The 15,857-nt window shown below is 66.9% G+C and carries 13 protein-coding genes and 1 pseudogene; 8 read left to right on the plus strand and 6 right to left on the minus strand.

Annotated elements, in window-relative coordinates; translation table 11 throughout:
- Positions 1-449: 449 nt before the first annotated feature.
- Positions 450-1,319: an HAD family hydrolase gene (locus AC07B0_RS16245; protein WP_356871380.1), complete on the minus strand. Its 870-nt coding sequence runs from the start codon at positions 1,317-1,319 to the stop codon at positions 450-452.
- 490 nt (positions 1,320-1,809) lie between these two features.
- Here AC07B0_RS16245 and ssd point away from each other — a divergent pair, with 490 nt between their 5' ends.
- Positions 1,810-2,991 carry a septum site-determining protein Ssd gene (ssd, locus tag AC07B0_RS16250; RefSeq protein ID WP_478898509.1) on the plus strand — a complete coding sequence of 394 codons (1,182 nt, stop codon included), beginning with the start codon at positions 1,810-1,812 and terminating at the stop codon, positions 2,989-2,991.
- Positions 2,988-4,199 carry a TadA family conjugal transfer-associated ATPase gene (locus AC07B0_RS16255; protein ID WP_478898453.1) on the plus strand — a complete coding sequence of 404 codons (1,212 nt, stop codon included), beginning with the start codon at positions 2,988-2,990 and terminating at the stop codon, positions 4,197-4,199. The genes ssd and AC07B0_RS16255 overlap by 4 nt, the downstream gene beginning before the upstream one ends.
- Before the next feature lie 643 nt (positions 4,200-4,842).
- Here the strand turns inward: AC07B0_RS16255 and AC07B0_RS16260 are convergent.
- Positions 4,843-5,286, minus strand: a complete 444-nt coding sequence (locus tag AC07B0_RS16260) for a glycine-rich domain-containing protein (RefSeq protein WP_478898455.1) — start codon at positions 5,284-5,286, stop codon at positions 4,843-4,845.
- 169 nt (positions 5,287-5,455) lie between these two features.
- Positions 5,456-5,707, minus strand: a complete 252-nt coding sequence (locus AC07B0_RS16265) for a hypothetical protein (RefSeq protein ID WP_478898457.1) — start codon at positions 5,705-5,707, stop codon at positions 5,456-5,458.
- A 131-nt stretch (positions 5,708-5,838) separates the two neighbouring features.
- On the opposite strand from AC07B0_RS16265, the gene AC07B0_RS16270 reads away from it, so the two are divergent.
- The 3 genes from AC07B0_RS16270 (at position 5,839) to AC07B0_RS16280 (ending at position 9,006) form a co-directional block, all read left to right on the plus strand.
- Positions 5,839-7,179: a tetratricopeptide repeat protein gene (locus AC07B0_RS16270; protein ID WP_478898459.1), complete on the plus strand. Its 1,341-nt coding sequence runs from the start codon at positions 5,839-5,841 to the stop codon at positions 7,177-7,179.
- A 125-nt stretch (positions 7,180-7,304) separates the two neighbouring features.
- Positions 7,305-7,589 (plus strand): hypothetical protein, encoded by a 285-nt coding sequence (locus AC07B0_RS16275; RefSeq protein WP_478898461.1) that lies wholly within the window; start codon positions 7,305-7,307, stop codon positions 7,587-7,589.
- An 841-nt stretch (positions 7,590-8,430) separates the two neighbouring features.
- Positions 8,431-9,006, plus strand: coding sequence for a hypothetical protein (locus AC07B0_RS16280; RefSeq protein WP_478898463.1), 576 nt, complete (start codon positions 8,431-8,433; stop codon positions 9,004-9,006).
- Positions 9,007-9,436: 430 nt separating this feature from the next.
- On the opposite strand, the gene AC07B0_RS16285 is transcribed toward AC07B0_RS16280, so the two are convergent.
- The 3 genes from AC07B0_RS16285 to AC07B0_RS16295 form a co-directional block, all read right to left on the minus strand.
- Complete coding sequence (locus tag AC07B0_RS16285) at positions 9,437-9,916, minus strand: hypothetical protein (protein WP_478865997.1); 480 nt, start codon at positions 9,914-9,916, stop codon at positions 9,437-9,439.
- Between the two features lie 1,869 nt (positions 9,917-11,785).
- Positions 11,786-11,956 (minus strand): hypothetical protein, encoded by a 171-nt coding sequence (locus AC07B0_RS16290; protein ID WP_478898464.1) that lies wholly within the window; start codon positions 11,954-11,956, stop codon positions 11,786-11,788.
- A gap of 300 nt (positions 11,957-12,256) precedes the next feature.
- Positions 12,257-13,807, minus strand: coding sequence for a recombinase family protein (locus AC07B0_RS16295; RefSeq protein WP_478898466.1), 1,551 nt, complete (start codon positions 13,805-13,807; stop codon positions 12,257-12,259).
- A gap of 43 nt (positions 13,808-13,850) precedes the next feature.
- On the opposite strand from AC07B0_RS16295, the pseudogene AC07B0_RS16300 reads away from it, so the two are divergent.
- The 3 genes and pseudogenes from AC07B0_RS16300 to AC07B0_RS16310 form a co-directional block, all read left to right on the plus strand.
- Positions 13,851-14,159 (plus strand): annotated as a pseudogene (locus AC07B0_RS16300) (TadA family conjugal transfer-associated ATPase); the annotation flags it as partial.
- The gene (locus tag AC07B0_RS16305; RefSeq protein ID WP_478898468.1) at positions 14,156-15,040 is read left to right on the plus strand and encodes a type II secretion system F family protein; all 885 of its coding nucleotides are present in this window, start codon (positions 14,156-14,158) and stop codon (positions 15,038-15,040) included. The pseudogene AC07B0_RS16300 and the gene AC07B0_RS16305, both read left to right, overlap by 4 nt.
- Positions 15,040-15,819, plus strand: coding sequence for a type II secretion system F family protein (locus tag AC07B0_RS16310; RefSeq protein WP_478898470.1), 780 nt, complete (start codon positions 15,040-15,042; stop codon positions 15,817-15,819). The genes AC07B0_RS16305 and AC07B0_RS16310 overlap by 1 nt, the downstream gene beginning before the upstream one ends.
- Positions 15,820-15,857 lie beyond the last annotated feature (38 nt).

Here is a 15,857-nt window from a genome sequence, read left to right on the forward strand (position 1 = left end):
CCCTGGACATGGGTTGCGGCGACACCGTCTTGCTTTGGTGTCGCCGCTGGCATTCGCGCCCAGTTACCAAGCGTCCTCGAAAATTGCCCATCAGGTCGGGAGCTTTGCCCGTCACCTGGTGCGGCTGGCCCGTAATCGACGGGTCGACGTCGCGTGGGTGCTCGGCGTTCCTGCTTCGGTCCGTGGGCCTTACTGCGTTTTAAAGATGATCCTCTCGGATGTTCTTTGGTCTCGCGGGCCGTGACTCCTTTGTACTCCGCTTCCGAGCGGAGCGAAACCCCTGGCCCGAGTTCTTTACTTTCCCGGACGATCCGGGGTGATCCGGACATGCTTTATCACCCCAGATCGGGACAGTCCGCTGCCGGCCCGCAGCCTGCGTGGGCGAGCGGGCGGGCTGGCGGGCGGCGCGGGGCGGGGGCGGGTGTGGGCGGCCGGGGGCGGGCGGGGCGTCAGGCCGACGTGGCGCCCGTGGCCGCCCGGCGGCGGCTGGCGTACCAGACGAGCCCGGCGGTGGCCGCCGCTGCGCCGACCGCCGCCGCGGCGACCAGGGCGGGGCGCGCGGGCATCGACAGTCCGGGCAGCCGCTGCTTCAGCCGGACCGGCTTGTTGAACACCAGCACCGGCCACTCCCGGGCCACGGCCTCGCGGCGGAGCGCCCGGTCGGGGTTCACCGCGTGGGGGTGTCCGACCGCCTCCAGCATCGGCACGTCGGTGATCGAGTCGCTGTACGCGTAGCAGCGGGCGAGGTCGTACCCCTCGGACTCGGCGAGCTCGCGCACGGCCTCCGCCTTCGTCGGGCCGTAGGCGTAGTAGTCGATCTCCCCGGTGAAGCAGCCGTCCTCACCGACCACCATCCGGGTGGCCACGACGCGGTCGGCCCCGAGCATCTCGCCGATCGGCTCGACGACTTCGGCCCCCGAGGTGGACACGATCACCACGTCGCGGCCCGCGGTGTGGTGGGCCTCGATCAGCGACGCTGCCTCGTCGTAGATGATCGGGTCGATCAGATCGTGCAGGGCTTCGGCGACGATCTCCCGCACCTGCTGGACGTTCCACCCCTTGCAGAGGGCGGACAGGTACTCCCGCATCCGCTCCATCTGATCGTGGTCGGCGCCGCCGGCCAGGAAGATGAACTGCGTGTAGGCGGTGCGCAGCACGGCCCGCCTGTTGATCAGGCCGCCCTGGTAGAAGGACTTGCTGAACGTCAGAGTGCTGGACTTCGCAATGACCGTCTTGTCCAGGTCGAAGAAGGCGGCGGTCCGAGGCGAGGAGTGCGGCAAGGGCTGATTTTCCACGACCCGAGCATATGCGCCCACCATTCGGCGTAAGGTGTGGCGCGTGGGTTTGCCTGAGAAGGCTCTCGGGTACACCATGGAAGTCACGGATCGTTCGCGACCGTGCTAACCCGGTCTGGCTCCTCCCCCCCCGAGTCGGACCGTGGGGACGACCCCCGCTCTCCCCCCCGGCGGGGGTCGTCGCATGTCCGGACGCGGTTCGCGTCCCGTGCCAACGGCCTTCAGCGACCATCTCTTCGGTCCTCCCTCTTCGGTCGGCCCCCCGTGGCGAAGGCCCTCACCTCCTCAGACTCGTGACGCTGCGTAGTTGTTCCGCCGCGCTCCGGAACTCACCTGATGGTGTGGCGAAGTTATTCACAGCCGCCTTGTTGTCCACAGTTTTCATGCAAGATCCACTTCAATTTCCGGATCCCTGCACCGTGATTCCAGCCGCGAAGTCCGCGGCACCTGGATTTGCTGTGAGAAGGGGGCGGAGATCGTGGCTGGATCGAAGTCGTGTGAAGCACCGGAACCAGTGGTGGCCCGCGGGGGCGGACTGCCGGGCCGGGTGGCCGGCGCCGCACCGGGCGGCGGGCGGCCGTTGATCATCACCGAGGATCCCCTGCTGCTCGACGACCTGCTGCGGCTGTGCGCCGCCGCCGGGGCCGAGCCCCATGTGCACCACGCGGTGCCGGAGCAGTTCGGGACCGGCGGTGACCGTGGGGGCGGGGCCGGGGAGGACGCCGGCCGGGATCCGGCCGGACGCCCTGGGGACACCGGCTGGGAGAGCGCCCCGCTCGTACTCGTCGGAGATGATGCCGCCCGCCGGGTGCGCGGAGCTCCCCGCAGGGACGGGGTGTTCCTCGTCGGCCGGGACCTCGACGACCCCGAGGTGTGGCAGCGGGCCGTCGAGATCGGCGCCGAAGAGGTGCTGCGGCTGCCCGACGCCGAGACCTTCCTCGTCGACCGCATCGCCGACGTGGTGGAAGGCGCCGGCCGGCCCGCCCTCACCGTCGGAGTGATCGGCGGCAGCGGCGGCGCCGGAGCGTCGACCCTCGCCTGCGCCCTCGCCCTGCGGGCCGCCCGCGCCGGTGAGCGCACCATCCTCATCGACGGCGACCCCCTCGGCGGCGGCATGGACGTGTTGCTGGGAGGCGAGGGTGCCGAAGGGCTGCGCTGGCCCGACTTCGCCGCCTCGCGCGGCCGCGTCGGAGCCGGGGCGCTGGCGGAGTCCCTTCCCGAACTGCACGCGCTGCGGGTACTGAGCTGGGACCGCGGAGACCGGGTGGTGGTGCCGCCCGCCGCGATGCGGTCCGTCGTGGCCGCCGCCCGCCGGAGGGGCGGGGTGGTGGTCGTCGACCTGCCCCGACGGGTGGACGAGGCCGTGGCGGAGGTGCTCGCCCAACTGGACCTGGTGCTCATGGTGGTGCCCGGAGAACTGCGGTCGGTGGCCGCGGCGGGGCGGGTGGCAGCCGGGGTCCGCATGGTGGCCCGGGACGTCCGGGTGGTCGTACGGGGCCGCTGCCCGGAAGGGCTCGACGCCGAAGCCGTCGCGGGCCTGCTGCGGGTTCCCCTGGCCGGGGAGGTGCCGGTCGAGGTGGGCCTCCCGGGGAGGGTCTCCGAGGGGGAACCGCCGGGTTCGCGGGGCCCGTTGGCCCGCTTCTGCGACGGTTTCTGGCAGCGTGTGCTCGGTTCCGCCCAGGGGGTGCCGGCATGAGCGCGGTCCTGCTGGACGCGGTGCGCCAGCACCTCGCCGAGAGCGGCGGAGAGCCGACTCCGGCCCGGGTCGCGGCAGCCCTGCGGGCCCAGGGCCGCCTGCTCGGCGACGCGGAAGTGCTCGGCGTGGCAGCTGAGTTGCGGTCCGAACTGGTCGGCGCCGGGCCGCTGGAGCGGCTGCTCGCCGACCCGGAGGTCACCGACGTGCTCGTCGCGGCCCCGGACCGGGTGTGGGTGGACCGCGGTGGCGGACTGGAACTGACCGGGGTGACCTTCCCCGACGCCGAAGCGGTACGCAGGCTGGCCCAGCGGCTGGCCGCCGTCGCCGGGCGGCGCCTCGACGACGCCCGGCCCTGGGTGGACGCCCGCCTGCCCGACGGCACCCGGCTCCACGCGGTACTTCCCCCGGTGGCCGTCGGGTCGGCGTGCCTGTCCCTGCGGGTGGTGCGGCCCAAGGCCTTCACGCTGGACGAACTGGTGGCCGCCGGGACCCTTCCGCCGGGCGGGCACCGGCTGCTCCGGGCGATGGTCGAGGCCCGGCTCTCCTTCCTCGTCTCCGGCGGGACCGGGACCGGCAAGACCACCCTGCTCAGCGCCCTGCTCGGCCTCGTCGGACCCGCCGAGCGGATCGTGCTGGCCGAGGACTCCGCCGAGCTGCGCCCCGACCATCCCCACGTGGTGAGGCTGGAGACCCGTCCCGCGAACCAGGAAGGGGCGGGTCTGGTCACCCTGGCGGACCTGGTCCGGCAGGCGCTGCGGATGCGGCCCGACCGGCTCGTCGTCGGCGAGGTGCGGGGCGCCGAGGTCGCCGACCTCCTCGCCGCGCTGAACACCGGGCACGAGGGCGGGTGTCTGCCCGAACCATACATAGAGGCGGCCAGCGCACATGGCGGAACCCCGCCCGTGCGCCACGGGGGAGGCGCGCAGACGGGGCCAGGCTCAGCCTTACAGGGCCGCACTCAGCCTCTCGCAGACCTCGGCGCTTGTAGGCCGGTCAGCGGGCGTACGGCTGAGCATGTGGGGGATGAGCGAGCTGAGCACTCCGGGCACGTCCACGGGGCGGTGAGGGCCTGCCACGATGGCTTGCCGCTGAACGTCCCGGGGAGCGTCGTCCGGGTAGGCCACGTGCCGCCATCCGGTCGCGCTGATGAACAGTGCCGCCCCCAGCGCGTACACGTCGGATTCCTGCGTCGGGGTAGCCGTGTCTGACTCCAACACGCTGGCCGAGATTTCCGGCGCTTCGTAGTGGACGAGACAGCCTCGGTACGGGAAGTCATAGGCGCGGGGCACACGACCGCCATGGGACAGCGCCAGGTCGATGAGGAACGCCCCGCCCGACTCCCCCAGAAGGAAATGTGCGGGCTGCACGTCCCCATGCACCCATCCCATTCCGTGCAGTCCCGACAGAGCCACAGCGCAGGAAAGCGCCTCCCCGAGGTTCGGCTCAGCTTCCCCGTCCCGACAGGGTGCCCATCGGTCGTAGAGGCTGTCCCCGCGCCGCCACGGTTGAGCGCCCCACGTGCCGTGCTCCCACTCCCCACTGAAAATCCGCTCATGCGTGAGCTGTCGCAGAACGGCAGCCTCACGAGCAGGGGCGAGCGCGGTCCATGCGTGTGTCTGACTCGGGTAGCCGACTTTCACCGCGTAGGGACCGGCCTCAGTCTTGACCTTCCAGACAGACGACCCGCGCCGGTTGAGGACCAGTTCAGCGGGGCCCGGATTCAGGAGTTGCAGCGCACCATCGGGCGGGCTGTACGGACCATCGAAATTCATGCTTCACCTTCCAACAGCGGGACCGGTTACCGTAGTTGGCAACCGGCCCCACCCATCACCTGTCTGGTTCGGCCGGCGTTCAGACGGCCCGGTAGTCGCGCCCGCAGTCAGAGTCGCACTGCGCTGCGTTCTCGCCGTTCACGGTCCACAGCGCGTCCATCACCATGAACCCGTTGGCCTTGATCGCGTGCGCCGTTGCCTGCACCTCGGCCAGGGCCCGGCCCCCACCACCGGGACGCGGGTTGTGCTCCAGGAACCGACCCGCGTACTTCTCGCAGAACTCGCGGTAGTCGGCGGTGTGCAGGATGAACGAGTGCAGCGCGCCGTCCACGTCGTCGCTCGGGACCATCTTCACCGTGGCCGTGCCGACCGTGGCGAGGAACGCGAGGGCCTGATCCGTTGCCTGCTCCGCCTCCGTCGGGGCGTACCCGAAGTGGGTCACGGTGAACTCGGCGATGCTGTCGAACAGATCCGAGCTGACCAGCGCGCGGCCGGTCCGAAGGTCGTTCGCGGTTGCCGTCATGACTGTGCCTCCTTGTGGTGGATGAGCTGTTCCGCAGCACTTCGAACGAGGACGGGAGCCGCCCGCCATATGGCCGCCTCCCACTCCCGGGCCTCCCGTTCAGCGAAGATCCGCACCAAACCGGCGTCGATCTCCGCGCGCTGTTCCGGGGTGAACCTGAGAAGCCCTCTCACATCCGCTCCCTTATCCGCTGGCTCGTGTTGGCGGTGACCACAGCAGCGCTCAGGGCGTCCGACTGGTACGCAGCTTCCAGACTCGACGGGTCGGCCTCCCACTCCCGGCCACCGTTCAGCGGGCGGAGTTGGTAGCGCGGCCCCACGTGGCCCATGACCCGGCCTACGCGGCCCGTGGAGACGTCCAGCGCCGTTTCCCCCGCCTCCCAGTCCCGGGGGTGCTCACGTGCGCTCTCAGGGCTGCTCATGGCTGCACCTCTCGTGCTCGTTCGGCTGCTCACATAAGGCAACCGCGTGACCACAGGGGAGAGGTACCGTTGCAACAGCGCCAGGGCTTAAGAGCTTTAAGCGGCTTGAAGACGCGGGGAGTTGATGACCGGTGGCTAGCCCCAACGAAACGCTTGCCCGGCTGCACCGGGAAACCGGCTGGACGCTGCGTCAGTTCGCCCAAGAGGTCAACAAGCTGGGCACTGAGCGGGGGACGCCGCTCAAATACCGTGAACCCTCAGTGCACCAGTGGCTCAACGGGCACATGCCGAAAGAGACCGTCCGCCCGCTGATCTTGGAAGCGCTCGCCCGGAAACTCGGCCGCCCCATCACGCACAGCGAAGCGGGATTCCCGCCCCCTCCCCCCGAAGAGTCCAGCGCGCTCCCCAGTACCGTGGAACGGCTGCTAGACCTGGGGAGGCAAGATATGGACCCATCACGCCGAAGTGTGCTCGGAGTAGGCCTGTTCTCTGTCGCCCTCACCGTGCCCAATTGGCCGGACGTGGTCGGTCGAATGGAAGCAGTCCACCGGGGCGAGGCGCAGCGCATCGGAATGCCCGACGTGCAATCGGTCATCGCCATGACTGAACGCCTCTCAGACATTGACGATCAATTCGGCGGGCGGACAGCACGGCCGATGGCTGCCGCCTACATGGTCAACACGGTGGCCCCCTATCTGCGCGCTGATGCTCCGGAGGATGTCCGTAAAGCCATGATGGCCGCTGCGTCGGACCTCTCATATCTCACGGGGTACATGGCCGTGGATGAGGGCGTACACGGAATGGCTCAGCGCTACTACCTCAAAGCGCTTGAACTCGCCGGGGCATCCGAAGATCACCTCACGTTCTGCACCACTCTCCGGGGGATGAGCGTTCAGGCCGTGGACCTCGGGCACGGTTCCCAAGCATTGCGCCTCGCTGATGCCGCTGCCGCCGCTTCCCCGCAGGCCGGTCCCCGAATGCGCGCTTTCCTTGCCGGACAGCAGGCGCACGCCGCCGCGCAAGAGGGAAACCGGCGCATGGCCCTACAGCGCATCCGGGAAGCCGAGACAGCCATGGAGAAGGCTGAGTCACAGTCTAAGACTTTCGGGTCTTACAACCCTTCCTCGCTGGCGTACCACGTCGGGCAAGTGCGGTACCAACTTGGGGATTTGAATGGTTCCATCGAATCACTCAGGGAATCGAACCAACTTCGCCCCAGCACGTTTCGACGGACAAGCATTCGCTATCTGTCCATGCTGGCCGAACGGCAACTAGAAGTCGGTCACTTGGAGGCGGCCTGCGAGACGTGGGGGAGCGTGCTGGAGATATACCCACTCGTGCAGTCTGGGCAGTGCGACCGCAGCATCACCGCAATGCACAGCCGCATCCGCCCCTACTTGAAGAACCCGACAGCGCGGGACTTGCACGAACGCGCGCGGCTGGTAACGCCCTCGAACTTGATTCCTGCCTAGGAATCGAAGGGGGGCAAAGCCTATGGGGCATCTGGGCACACGCCGCTCGCCGGCTCAGGTTTCAGCCTGTTCACGCCTGCGGTTCCCAGGAGTCAACAAACTGATACGACGGAGGATGAGTCACAATGGCACGCAAGTTGGGCGATATCGAGTACGCGCAGGGTTTCCGCTTCGAGTGGTCTGAGCAAAGGCGAGACAACGGGGCGCTTTGCGGCTGGTTCTTCCGGGAGGACCCGGACGGCAACACCATCGGGACCGAGCGGCTTTGGATCACCGAGTTCCCGATCCGGGACGGAGAAACCCAGAATTACTTCGTACAGTCGGACCGCAGCGGACGTGACGGGTACCCCATGCCTTCGCTGGACATGGCGACTGCATATTTCACGGGCTGGTTCGCTGGTCGGGAGTAATAGCGGTCGGCCCCTTGGCTGAGATACCCGCCTTTCTTTCGAAGGTGACCCGGAAATGCAAGAGGCCCCCGATGCTCGAACCCCAAGCGGGGCCGGTCATCGGGGGCACGCAGAGACTTAGGCGAATCAGCAGACACGATCGCTCCGCGCAAATTGCTTGAGTTGCGGTGCTAGGTTTTTGCCTCCCTGCCGAGTGACTAGGGGACTGGGAGGGGGGCACCCCCCAGGGGCAGCGAGGAGAGGCAGCGGACATCAGCACGGCGGAACGTCATTCGGCTTTGGCTTGGCCTTCGCGGCAGCCCACCCGCCCGGCTGATGCTTGACTGTTTCCTTGTCTTGGCAGACAGGGCACAACGGCCTCAAGTGCAGTGGCGCATCAGGCATTTCCTCGCCTCTTGCCAGCAACATCTTGCAGCTCAACTGTCGATGGTCCGCGACATTCGCATGTCGACTGCACAGCACACATCACGGCAGCCTTTCGTTTTGGCCGCCATCCAACGTCATACCATCGCTTACCCGCTGAGCCTCGCTGCTGCTCTCTCTGCCTCTTGCGTTCAGCGCGCGGACCACCATCCGTGAGTTCGCTGAAACCGAGCTGAGTGCATGGCTTCCTGGGCTTTCGTGGCATGGCTTCTGCAAGGGTCGGAGTGCCCGCCCGTGACTGGGGGCATAGCGGCAGCTAAGGGGGTCGGGTGGGGCTCATGGGGGCGTGTCTGCTGGTCAGTGGGGGTGGGGCCCAAATGCCGGCGAGGGGGGCAGGGTTGCGCAAGAAAACGGGCCGTGCCCACTGTCGCAGCGTCCCCCTTGACGGCCCGTCTTCTGAGCCAAGAAGGTTGCTCGCATGGACGCAGGATTGGCAGCAGTGCTCGGGGCGTTGGCGGGTTCGGTGGCGACCATTGGCGCGTCGGTGGCTACCGGCTGGTCAGCACGCGCGCAGACGAGGACAGTAGCGAGGGCTGAGCATCTTCGGCAGCGACGTGATGCGCGGCAGGCCGTCTACGAAGAGCTCATCACCGCAGCTCACGCACACTCAGACCTCACCAAACTGCTGCTAGCTCCGACACCAGAAGATTTTAGCGACCTAGATCGTCTTCGAATCCTTCCGGCGGGGATGGATTTGGTGACGGTAATCCGCGAATCCAAGGGTCTCCACGAGAATGTGAAGAAGATATCTACACGGGTTCAGCTTGCTGGCCCTAAAGAAGTGAGTGCGGCGGCAGCTCTTGTCGACAAAAGGTCTCGTGAGGTGTATGCCGTGCTTGCAGTAATGCGTGTGCCTGTCACTCTTCCAAGCATGCCCAGTCTGTCTGACCAGTGGCGGGATGGAGCTACGCGCTTTTGTAATTTCATGGAAGCGGTGGATGACTTCTCTGAAAGGGCGCGGGTGGCACTGGACAATGACGGGACAAAGGACTAGGTGCCCTGTGTCGGACACAGGGCACCTCTCATCAACGGCGACTCCACGCCTGGTAGCAATCCAGGCACATGGACTTCCGGTACCCGGGATAGTCCGGACGGATACCCCGGGCGATCAACTCGGCCCGGGCGAGCGGATACCAGGCAGACACGACGGCTGTAGTCTCCGTGCCGTATGGCATCCGGGGGCACAGCTCACAGAAAGGGCTTACGCCCCTCACGTCAGCACTGGCGGATTGATTGGATTTCCTTCGGCATCGTGGGGAGTCTGGTCAATGACGAATCGCTGACGGTCCCGAACGATCGTGGTAATGCCCCGGGGCACGCGTGAACCGTGATATCCGACGGGGCAACGATCAGACCATGCGGGCGAACCGTCCGGAAGCCGGGGGAAGAATGGGTAATCGCCGTTCGCCCCCGGGTCCAATGCGTCATGCGCCATCAGGAACCAGCCATTCACTGTCCAGAGCATCGGCAAGGTCAGCAGCATGACGAGCGGCAGCCTTGCCGATGGCCTCTTCCATCCGGTCAGCAACCCTCATATCCCGATAACTGAGTTCGAGAGCGAAGGACCCTGCGGGATGCTCACCGTGCAGCCGGTAGTAGGCGTTCCGGGCATGTGTCCGAATGGTGTTGCGCTTAGCACGTGCCACCCAGTAGACGGCAAGAGCAGCGATAGGGTCCGTGCCCTCGTACACAGCATCAGCGGCAGACTGCGAGCCGACTGCTAGAAGCTCAGCATCAAGCGCTTCCCACTTAGCAAGAAACTCGGCGTCCTTTTCTCGCTGACGCTCTTCGCGCTGTGCGGCCTTCTGAGCGGCCTTCTCGGCTTCGGCGGACTCCAGGGCGGCTAGGTCCTGGGCGGCCTTCTCGGCGGCAACACGGGCCTTCTCAAGGGCGTTGGTGGTCATGGGTGTTCAGTCCCCTTTCAGGCGCGAAGCTGGTTGGCAGCGTGTCGCGCGTTGGTGGCGTACCCAATGGACATTCGGTCAGTGGGGCTAAGGTCAACTCCCCTTGCCTCAGCGGCGAGTAGGTGAGCCGAGACGGCGTCAGCCTCCTCGCTGGCAGTCTCAGCGATAGAGCGAATGTGCTTCTCGTTTCGCTCTGGACTTCCCTTGTCCACGCTCGTCGTGTCGGTGGAATTCATGTACCAAGGCTGGTCAGGCATTTGTCTTTTCCTTGTCGAGAAGGGAATCACCTACGGGAATTGGTAGGTGATCAATGGTGCAGTCGGGAAATCAGTGCGATGCCGACTACGTGTTTGTTGGCAGTCCTGAGGCCCAGCGCGCGAAGAGTTCGCGTGAATGCTCCGAGCGGAACGGACGGCCGGTCATTCGCCGCTAGCCAATCCTGGGTAAGCGCATAGATGTTGCTGATGCGCTCATAAGCTCCGGGGGCTGGCTTAACGCTGACATCTAGGGCGGCGCATATATTCGCGATGTGTGGAAGGTCCTCAGGGCGGAACTCAGTCACTGTCGTTTGCATGGCGGCCTTTCAGATACGCAAAAACGGCCCTAGGTCCGGGACTCGCCACAGCGGGGCATCACTACCGCTGCGAGAATCAACCGGGCCTAGGGCCGTCGTGTAGAGGCGCGAATAGCCGCGCAATGAGAGGCGAACCTAGGTGATGCCCGTTCGCTTCCTTCATAGAGGATCTAGTGAGTGGATCGCCTTCCCAGGTCGAAATTTCGGCTTTCCCGGCCGGCTGTGAGTCATTGCACAGCAATTGAGCACCGGTGACCAAAGCCCTGAGTTCCCCTCTAGGCGCCTTAGAGCGTCACCCTGAGCCCGAGGCGTCAGGGCATCATCGCGAAGCGCTCAGGCAGGCTCACAGGCCCTTTTGGCGGCGCGATAGTGGGCGGTCTTACAACGATCGGAACAGAAGCGCTTAGGACGGCCACGGCCTGGCCGGTAAACAGAGACCTCGCACCCTTCCCGCTCACACACAGCGTCCCTACGTTCGTCCTGCGCGTCTTCCCACTCGATCATCAATTCTTCCTGTAGGTGCTTGCAGTCCTCCGACGCACGGTTGTTGTAGTCGCAGGCCTTTTGGTTCCTGTACCGCACGGGGAACGGATCCCCGCACAGCTCGCAGCTTCGGTACTGCCGGGGGTGCTTACTCTCTCGCCACTCAGCGACTCGGCAGGCTTCAGAGCAGAACTTGCGCTGTCGGCCGGTCAGCTTCCCTTGACAGTGCTCACAGGTGGACCACCCGTCGCCAATGAGCATGGGATGTTCTCCAATTGGTGTAGGTGTACGGGTCTCTCAGAAGCCATAGGGTTCTATAGAGCTTTGTTTGAATACGTACAGATAGAAAATAAAGAAACAGAACAACAGGGAGTAAGGGTGTTCGCCCAACCCTCTTCGCTGTTCAGCGCTGCCGAGTAGCCCGGTGAGCGGCCTTGCGGCACTTGTCAGAACAGAAGCGCCGATGCCGCCCTACCCCGCTGTACTCAATGGCGCTGGCGCAACCAGGGGCTTCACAGCGGGCGCCAGTGGCTAGACCCTCAGCAATTCGAAGGGCGCTCGCAATGGTGTGGTGTGTCCTCTCTGCGCTGTCTATCGAAGGCTTGAGCAGGGCTTCCCATGCAACCGACTCGGCGTTACGTAGAGCTACAAGAAGCTCTGTATTCATGGTGCAGATCCTCGCGGCGTAATGGGACGGAATGGCTATCCGGCGGGACGTAATAGGAACGAAAGTCCCCGACCTTGTGACGGAACGAGACGAAATGAGGGTAAGGAAAAGCCGTCCGGTCGCGAAACCAGACGGCTTTAGCCCCTTACGCGTTCTGCGCTTCCCGCATCATGTAGATGGACAGCAGCCCGATTCGCTGCGCCTGTAGCTCGGCACTGTTGCCCATGTTGGTTTTGAACGCACGCGCCAGCCGGCCTCGGTGCGAATTCTCGGATGCCCAGGAAATTATGTGCGTGAAAACTTCGTCAGCACTCACGGCGTCTCTCCTCGCTGTAGGTGGCTTCATAGGGGAGTTAGCGAGTCGATCGCCTGTTCGCCTGAACGCCCCTGATTCGTCCACGGGTGTCAGAGCTCGGCAGGGACGTGCGTACCCATTGCCGCCCCAACCGAGTGGGCAGCAGCCTGTACGTGAAGCCCTGCGAGACCGCCTGAGCGCCCCCGAGTGGTCCGCCGGCTCCCAGGGGCGTGAGAGCACGGGGAAGGCGCAGAGGGCCGCGCAGGGCAGGAGAAAGCCCCCGCCAGTGATTGACCGGCGGGGGCTCTCAGTGCGTATCTGCTAGGGGGTCAACTCTTCTTCCAGTGCGATGGCGGCCAAATGTGCTGATGCCGGGTCCAGTTCGCGCCACCAGGCAGGGCCATCAAAGTTCGGCGCAACCCGTGTGGGGTCGAATCGCTTAGGTGCTCCGGGAGTTGCCGGGCGAATGATTACCCGTGCTCCGAGGTCGCTGAGCAGTCCCCGTCGCCCTTCTTCGTCGCGCGACTTCCACGCTTCGTTAATGGTGCCTCCGGCATCTACCCAGCGACCTTCGGCGTGTTCGGCTTCCGCCATTAGTTCAATCTGCCGCTTTTCCAGTGCGGCAATCTGAGTGATTACTATTCGCGCCCCAGGGCCGTTCGGGTCCAGTTCGCCAAGGTTCCCTGCAAGGCGCTCAATTCGGCCGGTCACTTCGGAGTGTTGCAGTACCGCGCTGCCGTCGGGTTCAGCCCAGCGCATGAGTGCGAAGCTGCCAAACCGCTTGAGGTAGTCAGCAGTCACCAGCTCTTCTAGATGCCGGGCAATAACGACGTTCGGCTTGTGGATGCCTCGCCTTCCTACGCCGTTGCGACATACATAGGTGCTGTAGTCCTTTCCGTTCACGGCCCGGCGTTGCCTGTACATGGGGCCGTCGCACTCTGAGCAGATCGCAACATGAAGGAGTAGCGCCTTACCGGTTCGCTCGCTACCACGCCCTTTCGACTTGCCGTCAATGATCGCGCGGACGGCGGACCAGGTTTCAGCGCTGAGGATTTCCGGCCCCGCAGATAGGGGCTTGCCCTCAGGGTCAAGCACGGGCTGATTTGTGAGAGCGCTGCGCTTTTCGCCGGGCACGGCCTGAACTAGCCAGCCACGAATAGCGGGCGTGTAGAGAACATCCCGCAATGTGCTTGAGTGCCAGCGCTGGTTACGCAGCTTTCGTCCGTCCCGCTGTCGTGCATGGTCCGCTGGAGGCAGGATGCCGCGTTCATTTAGGTCCCGTGTAAGGCCCGTGAGAGATCCGCCGTGATTGATGAGCTTATCGGCGCAGTCACGGAGGATACCCGCCGCTGATTCGTCAATGGACCACCGCTTGTTGTTGATCGGTCCGCTTACTTCGTATCCGTAGGGGGCCAGTCCGCCGAGGTGGTTACCCCGAGAGCGGAAGTGCTTCTTGCTGTCCGTGATACGAGACTTGATCATGTCGCGCTCGTACTCAGCGAATGCGGCAAGAACGTTGATGATGATGGATGCATTTTCCGGCGACACCACGCCATCGGCAGTGATGATCGTTGTGCGGGTCGATTCGGCAGCACGGAGAAGTCGCTGAAACTCCAGAACACTTCGCGCATACCGGTCCAGCTTGGAGGCCAACACGTAGTCGGCGCGCGGAAGCCAGGTCAGGACTTCGCGCATACCGGGGCGGTCTTCCAGTCGGGTTGCGCCGCTGACGTTGGTGTCGGTGGCGACGTGTACGACCTTCCACCCGCGCTGTTCGGCGTAGGCCTTACAGGCGGCAATGCGGTGGTCGGGTGCTTCCTCAGCGAAGAGGCGGGACAGTCGGTCGTATATGACGCAGGTGGGTTGGCTCACATCGAGTCCTAGTGAGTCGAACGCCATGCAGTGCTAGGCGAGGCACCCGGGCGGCTGCGGCACCGTGCACGCCAATGCCGCCGCGCACGTCCCGGCCAGGCTGGAGGCGCTCGGGACGGCCGCCGGTCTCGACCGGGCCGCCCTCCACAGCCAGCTGGCGGCGGCCCTGACCCTGGTGGTCCACCTCGCCCGCGACCGCAACGGCCGCCGCCGCGTCGCCGAGGTCCACGTGCTGGAGCGGGACCCGGCCGGGCTGGTGGTGACCGTACCCGCCCTGCGCTGGGGGCCACGCGGCTTCCAGCGGGAGCGGGGCTGGGCGCGGCTGGGACCGCTGTTGGGGGGTGCCCGATGAGCGGCGTGCCGGTCGGCTCGGTGCCGGTGTTCGCCGGGCTGCTGTGCGCCGGAGCGGCCGCCTGGGTACTGGCCGGGGGCGATCAGGCGCAGCGACGGGCCCGGTTGGTACTCGCCGGAGGCGGAGCGGTCTTACCGGGAGGGCCGCCGCGCGTACTGCGGTGGGCGGCCGCGGTGCGGGTGCGGGCCGTGCGGTGGCCGGAGTGGGCCGGACCGGCGGCCGCCGTGGCGGTCGCCCTGTGGGGCGGATCGGTGATCCCGCTGCTGTTGGGGGCGGCGTCCGTGCCGCTGCTGCGGCGGTGGCTCCGGGCCCGGGAAGGTGAGCGGGCCCGTGTGGCCAGGTCCGCCGAGGTGACGGCCCTGTGCGGGGCCGTGGTGGGGGAACTGCGGGCAGGGGCGCAGCCCGGGCAGGCCCTCACCGTGGCGCTGCGCCGCACGGTCGCGGGGCCCGGCGGTCCGGGTGCCGCGGAGGCGGGCGTACTGGCCGCCGCGGCGTTCGGAGGGGACGTACCCGGTGCGCTGCGTCAGGCCGCGCGGGAACCGGGTGCGGAAGGGCTGGCCGGCATGGCCGCCTGCTGGCGGGTCTCGGTGGACGGCGGCGCGGGGCTCGCGGCCGGACTGGACCGGCTGGAAGGGGCGTTGAGGGCCGAGCGGGACCGGGAGGAGTCGCTGCGGGCCCAGCTGGCCGGAGCCAGGTCGACGGCGGTGGTCCTCGCACTGCTGCCGCTCGTGGGACTGCTGATCGGTACCGGGCTCGGCGCGGATCCCCTGCGCGTGCTGCTCCACTCCCCGATGGGCTGGGGCTGCCTGGTGGCGGGCGGGGTGCTGGAGGCGCTCGGGCTGCTGTGGTGCCGGCGGATCGTGCGGGCGGGGGAGCGGTGATGGGCGGATCGGTGGTCCACAGGCTGGGGATGGCGTGCTGCCTCGCGGCGCTGGTGTGGTGCGCTGCCTCCGCGCTCTGGTCCGGGCTCGGGCGAAGGGCGGCGCGCCGCAGGATCGCGGGCCTGTTCCGGGCGGAGCCCGGGCGGCGCCGCTCGCTGTGGAAACCCGGGAGCCGGGCCGCCGTTACGGCCTGGGCCGGGCCGGTCGGCGCACTGCTGGCGGGCTGGCTCCTGATCGGTGGCCCGGCAGGGCTCCTGGTGGGGTGCGCGGCGGCCTTCGGGGCGAGGCGCCTGCTGCTCAGGGCCGGCCGGCAGCAGGCCGGGGTCGATCCCCGGGAAGCGGAACGGCAGTTGCCGTTCGCCGCCGATCTGCTGGCCGCGTGTCTGGCGGCGGGGGCCGGGCCGGTCGAGGCCGCCGAGGTGGTGGGCGAGTCGCTGGGCGGCCCCGTGGGGGAGCGCCTGGCGATGGCCGGGGCGGAGCTGCGCCTGGGCGGCGAACCGGGGTCGGCGTGGGGGAGGTTGGCGGGCATACCGGGTGCCCGGGGCCTGGCCGAGTGCCTGGAGCGGGCCGCGCGTACCGGGGCCCCCGCCGCCGAGCCGGTCTCCCGCATCGCCGCCGCCCTCCGTGCGGAACGCATGCGGCAGGCGGGCGCCAGGGCGCAGCGCGCGGCGGTACTCGTCACCGCCCCGGTGGGGCTCTGCTTCCTCCCCGCGTTCCTCGCGGTCGGAGTGGCCCCGGTGGTGATCGGAATGGCCTCGGGGCTGCTGGCCGGGAGCTGAAATAACAGCGGAATCACAAGCTGAAATCACATCAAGAA

Source organism: Streptomyces sp. NPDC044704 (assembly GCF_056433525.1).